General features: G+C 75.9%; 1 protein-coding gene and 1 pseudogene. Both read left to right on the forward strand.

The features are described from left to right. On the forward strand, nucleotides 1-713 hold a 713-nt coding region (locus AA75_RS51360), incomplete at its 5' end, for a VWA domain-containing protein (RefSeq protein WP_199520576.1). Beyond that, nucleotides 710-1,111, forward strand: a pseudogene (locus AA75_RS50670) (hypothetical protein); the annotation flags it as partial. The gene AA75_RS51360 and the pseudogene AA75_RS50670, both read left to right, overlap by 4 nt.

Below are 1,111 nucleotides of genomic sequence, written 5' to 3' on the forward strand. Positions count from 1 at the left end.
GGCGGCTGGTGGAGGAGCTGACCCGGGAGCTGGCGCAGACCTTGCGTCCGGCGCTGACCGGTCTCACCGTTCCGCGGCCGAGCCGCCGTCCCGGCGGCGTGCTCGACCTGGACCGGACGATCCGTGCCAACCTGACGACCGCCCGCCCGGGGCCGGACGGCGGCACCCTGGTCGTACCCGAGCGGCCGGTGTTCCGCAGCTGGGCCGCCAGGTCCGCCGACTGGCGGCTGATCCTGGTGGTGGACGTCTCCGGCTCGATGGAGCCCTCGACCATCTGGGCTGCCATGACGGCCGCGATCCTGGCGGGCGTCCCGTCCCTGACGACGCACTTCGTGGCCTTCTCCACCGAGGTGGCCGACCTCAGCGGCCGGGTGGCGGATCCGCTCGGGCTGCTGCTGGAGGTCCGGGTCGGCGGTGGCACGCACATCGCGGCCGGGCTGGCGTACGCGCGGGAGCTGGTCACGGTGCCGTCCCGCACGCTGATCGCGGTGATCAGCGACTTCGAGGAGGGCCACCCCGTCGGCGGACTGCTCGCGCAGACCCGGGCGCTGGTCGGCGAGGGCTGCCACCTGCTCGGCTGCGCGGCCCTGGACGACACCGGCCGGGCCCGCTACTCCAAGGCCGTGGCCGGGCAACTGGTCGCCGCCGGGATGCCGGTGGCCGCACTGAGCCCGTTGGAACTGGCCCGCTGGGTGGGGGAGAAGATCGCATGACCGGGACTGGAACGGTGACCGGAGCCGGCACCCTGCCCGCCGTACGGGCGGAGGTGGTCGCCGACGTCGTGGGCGGGCTGACGCCCAGGCTGCGCAAGCGGCTGGACGGGGCGGTCGCCAAGCTGGACGGCCTGACCGCCGTCCGGGACGGCGACGACTGGCGGATCAGGATCGACGAGGAGAGCGAGCTGGTCCTGCACGCGCCCGGCGGCGTGGTCGCCTCGGCGGCCGACGTCCGCTGCGGCTGTCTGCTGGCGCCCGGCTGCCTGCACCGGGCCGCCGCCGTCAGCGCGGCCGACCTCGCGGAGCCCGCTGACCCGGGTTCCCCCGGTGACCCGGAGCCGCCGGGGGAGCCAGGGGAATCGGGGGAAGCGGGGGAAGCGGGGGAGCCCGCCGCG

This window comes from Kitasatospora sp. MBT63, from assembly GCF_000710465.2.
Classification (GTDB): domain Bacteria; phylum Actinomycetota; class Actinomycetes; order Streptomycetales; family Streptomycetaceae; genus Kitasatospora.